The 4,989-nt window shown below is 52.3% G+C and carries 2 protein-coding genes; both read left to right on the top strand.

Translation table 11 applies throughout. The features are described from left to right. Positions 1–3,089, top strand: a 3,089-nt coding sequence (locus ACO6VE_RS23845; RefSeq protein ID WP_422463935.1) for a transglutaminase-like domain-containing protein, incomplete at its 5' end; no start/stop codon positions are given. 611 nt (positions 3,090–3,700) lie between these two features. Continuing rightward, positions 3,701–4,989: hypothetical protein (locus ACO6VE_RS23840; protein ID WP_422463933.1), on the top strand; the 1,289-nt coding region annotated here is incomplete at its 3' end.

Below are 4,989 nucleotides of genomic sequence, written 5' to 3'. Positions count from 1 at the left end.
ATGCACCCTGTCCCACCAGCCAGGCCCAGGTGTTGGCACTGGCTGACGAAGCGTGCGGGCAAAGTCTGGGTGGGCGGATCGATCGGGACCAGCGCCCCGAATGGCAAGCGCTCAGGGATTACCGGCACAGTTCCGGTAAGGTGGACCGTTCATTACTGGAGCAGCACCAGCGGGCCTTCACACAGTTTTTCGGACAGTTGGCACAGGTGAACAAACAGCAATCGACGCCACTGGTCATCGATACTCCGGCCACCAGAGAGTACATAAAAACCTGCTGGCAATTTCTGCAACTCAGGGAACCGGGAAGAGTTGCCATGGTGGTGGAAGGGACTGCCGGGTGGGGTAAGGATGCCCTGTTACTGCTGACTCTGACCACCTGGCAACAGCAAACCGGTAAAGGCTTTCAGCATCTCAATGGGGCACCGGACCAGTTTAACCAGTTTGTGGAGGCTTTTAACCGGGCCTGGCGTCTGGGTGAGGTGCTGGTGGTCAGTGAACTCAATATCATTCCTTCCGGGCCATTGGAAGAGTTTCTCAATGACCGCCTGTCGCTGCCTCACAAGGATGGGTTCAAATTGATTGGTACCGTTAATCCGCCCACCTATCCCGGACGGACGGCATTCCCGCCGTCATTGACCAGTCGATTTACCGGCGTTCATATCCACCATGATACCCGGGATGACTATCGGCTCAGGCTGCAAGCCATGGGGATATCTGAGGATCTGAGTCGGTGGCTGACCGATTGCGCCAGTGCCCTTAACGATGATTTCCGACAGCAACGCATTCCCCTTGAACTGACGTTGCCGCAGCTGCTGCTGGCGGCCGAGCGATTGGGCAGAATCCCCATGGTTTGGTGGCCTGGTGTTCTGAGCTGGGAGTGGGAACCCTATCTGGAAAAAAGTTCATGGGAATTTAAGTGGCCCTATATTCTTGTACAGTCATCAGAAAAGGGATCTTCCAGAGGTTCGGCCAAAAAATCACCGAAGGCTTTCAGTCTGGGCAGGCCCCCGGGTGCGTCCAGAAAATTTCAGGTTACCCGGTTTTTTCCCGTTAAATGGCATGCCAAGCTGTATCGACTAAAACTGCTCACAGCCGATGTGACCACTGATCAGAATTTAGTTATCGGCCTGTTGCCAAGACACCTCGTGGATCAGAGTAATCTTTTGCCCCTGTTAACCGGGCGTACCGATCTGAAAACCGATGAAACCCCAGGACGCATGACACTGGAACCGGGCCGCAATTGGCAACCATTGCCATCGCTGACTCCCAACGACCGGTTGACCGGTCTGAGATCCATTCCGCAACAGACCAGGCTGGCACAGGATAGCCACACAGGCCAATACTTTCTGCGTTCCGAACTCACGGAACCGGAGACGGTGGATTTTATTATTAAACCCGACCGGACTTACTTTCAGCCGTTAACGGCTGATGATCCCATCAACACTCAGCCCTGGCGATGCCCTCCCCTGATCAAAGTACATCTGGATCAGGAGGTTTTCAGCGGGGATCCTGTTCACTTTCCGGGATACCGGAAGTTGCGGGAAATTGGGCTGATAAGCAATCTGGCTGGACGGCTGCTGGCGCTGGTCGATTGGTTCAGAGCTTTTTCTTACGATCGTACTTTTGACGAAACCGGCATCAGTCTGGTCAAGCAATTGTTGCAGGAACAACAGGGAACCTGCCGCCACCGTGCGTTTCTGTTTCAATTACTCTGTCTTTACTGGGGTATTGAAGCCCGAATAGTAAAATCGAAATCACATGCTTTCGTTGAGGTCAGATCCCGCAATGGGTGGCGACTTTGTGATTTATGGGGCGCTGGCAGCTCCAGTATCAGTTACTCATCAGAGCCGACATGGCACAATCTTTACCAGTCAGCCCCAGTGCAGCCAGTCAATTCATCTTGCGGACAGGACGGAGCCGCTGATGGCTGGAACAGGATATTGTCACTGGCCACTTCTCTGCTCCAGCAATGGCAGTGTGTTAGATCTGAATTACCCCAAGAGGTGATAAAACCTATCCAGGACACCTTTCTGGAAACGTTCCGGAAAAATTTCCGCCCCATCCCCATGAACAGGGGGTTATTATCAGATCGAACTTACCCAATATCGCCAGATTGCGAAGGTAATATCGATGCATTCCTGATTGCCTACCATTGGGTGCCGACACAATATTTACAGGCGGCCCGACATGCCATTGACCATTTTTCCACCCTGGCTCCACCGGAAAAAAAAGCCATTATCGACTGGAGCCACTGTATGCTCATCTGGTCAATCGACTATCAGTCTCCCAAAAAGCATCTTTTCTGTCAGTGGTCGGAGTTTGCCTGGCAACTGTATTTGCAAAGCCCGAATGATTTTCCCGTCCTGCCTGTGCAAAGCCTGCAGACCATTATCCGGTTCAATTTTGATCATAATGGCATGGCTCAACGAATAAGCCAGCGCCTGTTTCGGGTTGAGTCCATCAATAAAATTTATCTGAAAAATGTCTGCAACAGTCTGGGGGTTCGCAATTTTTCGCTGCTGCCCCCCTGGGAACAATTGCCACAGGTGGCGGCTACCGAGGTTTATTGGAGTCATGCCTCCCGGGGCAAACCGGATATTGCCCGACTGATCCGTGGTGAGCCCTGTTTCCCGGAAAAATCAACCTCCTACCAGGAAACCAATACCCTGATATTGGCCGCCCAGTTTTTGATCGACAGGGCGTGGGAGACCCTCCGGCAAAGCACCAATAAACTGACCGGTGCCGCCTTTCTTGAGGAACTCCCTGAGCCCCAGACCAACAAAATTTTAGAGGATCACATCGATGATGCAGAAATTAACCGGCAGTTAAATCGCCTGATCGGCGATAAACGCTCTGCTGAAATATATACCCCGGTGATATGTAACGACCTGCAAAGATTCCGGGTCTTGATCGTTGGCAACTTCCGTGAAAACCGGGGAATCATCTTTGAAAGTCCGGCAGGGCAAAACTTCAACCTGATCGGCAGTGGGATTTTTTCTCCGGGTATTGCCCTGGATTGCCGGGAGTCGCTGGGAACCATAAAACGCCTGCTCAATGAACATGATGCAACTATTTTAAGCGGGAATTAGCTAGTACATGGTTTCAATGAGTTTGACGGGTTGTCGTGCCTCCGCACTCCGTTCGCCCTGAGGCTGTCGAAGGACCCATAGGGCCTAAAGGCGGAAACTCCGGACTCTGATAGATCGTGCCAAGCACCCTTCGACTCCGCTCAGGGTGAACGGAGATCGTACACGTCAAACTCATTGAAACTATGTACTAGCGTATCAGGGTACTCCTATGATCAGCCGCGGCATTGCAGGGAGGAACTTTTGCCGGTTTACATCATCTAACTTGACTGACCGACCGCAATTACTATCAGAAAAGTACTATTTTCATGCTTCCTATTCAGCCAAGTGATCATTCTGTTGTAACCGCTCAAAAAAGGTTGGCAAGTTCTACAGGCGATCCTTCACAGTCCAGTAAAATCCCTAAAAAAACGCCAGAAACCGGGGTTTTGTCCGTCAAAAATGAGCAGTCATATTTCGTCCAACAGGCATCGGCAGATAGTGCGCATTCCAGCCCAATCCGTAACGTCACGACCATCACAGATTGCATCAGCCACCTGAAGCAATCGGTATCACCGATTGGTGCTGAATTTCATTTTTGCGATTCCTTTCGTGGGAGTGAAAGGAAGGAGGAGTTGATCCGTCTCTTTCGGGAAACGACAGGCACCGGGTTTTTTTTTATTATCCGGCATCCGAACGACCTGGATCATCACCCGTTAAGAAGGCTGCACTATTATCCCGCTCCCGGACAAAAAATCGAGAGTCCCGGGCTTATCTATCAGTCAGTGCCCATCACCCTGGTTTTCGATTGTGACAATCTCAGGCCCAGACAGCTGGCCTCATTGAATGAGCTGTTGGAGAATCCACCCCGGCTGGATGGCCCCCCCATCAGCAAGGCAGTCAGCCGGATTGTTCTGGTTAAGGACGATTTAATATACAAGCCTGACGCTCCCGGACCGGATTTCTGGCGTCGGGTATTTGCCTTGAGGAGAACCGATTTTGAAACCGTCCGAGCCTCTAACCCCCGGGCCGTTGTGCCATCCCGGTCGGTAAGCCATCGCACGGAGCCGCCAGAGCCGGGGAGTTTGCTGATTCACTGTGCGGGTCAGGATGTCTTTGCCAGCCTGTTTGGCAACCTGGCCATCAACAGTCATGGAGAACAGTATTTTCGCAATGGAGTGATCAGCAGCCAGCCTGACCCTGTGACCATCTGCCTGGTGGATCCGCCGGATGCCAAAAGCCCATTCTGGCAACATTTGTCGGACATTCTTGAGCAAGGCTACTTCATCGCCAATGGTGAACGGGTGGAGCTGCCAGCGTCGCTGGTCTTGCAGCAATATCACACCCCGACCGAGAATATCACGGCATTCAAACAAGCCGTCAACAACACACCGGTGTTACCCGGTAAAACCTGCGGGGTTATCAATACCCATAATTTCGACGCGGTCTTCAGTGATCTGTCCGCACAGGAAAATACCCTGCAAAAGATCGATACCTTTCATAAGATGGCCAGCGAATTTGACCAGCTGCTGGTCAGCGGTGAGCTGACCGATGAACAATGGCTGATCCTGAAACATCGGACGGAATCTCTGCCCGTCGCCCCCGGATTGGTGACAGGCACTTTGCCAGAACCCTCCGGTGACAGCGTTGTCAGGCTCTATACCGGCAGTGTTGCCAATATCGCTGCCAATGTTGTTGCACAATCCAGCTGTTATCGACTGGCCACCGGTCAGCAATGGGAGGAGCTCTGGTTTACCAGCAAGCTGAAAATGTCAGGCAAGTTGAGTTTCCAGCTGAGAGCAACCCCGTTATTGACACAACTCCTTAAGGGTCAACCGGTGGTGCTGTCCGGGCTGGAACATACCCCGACCCTGGCAGGGCATCTGGAGTCACTACTGGCACCTGAGCCCTATCTCTGGATTTA

It is taken from the genome of Endozoicomonas sp. ALB115, assembly GCF_049310245.1.
Classification (GTDB): Bacteria; Pseudomonadota; Gammaproteobacteria; order Pseudomonadales; family Endozoicomonadaceae; genus Endozoicomonas.
Note: the sequence above shows the minus strand (reverse complement) of the source record. Positions and strands in the feature narration are given on the sequence as shown.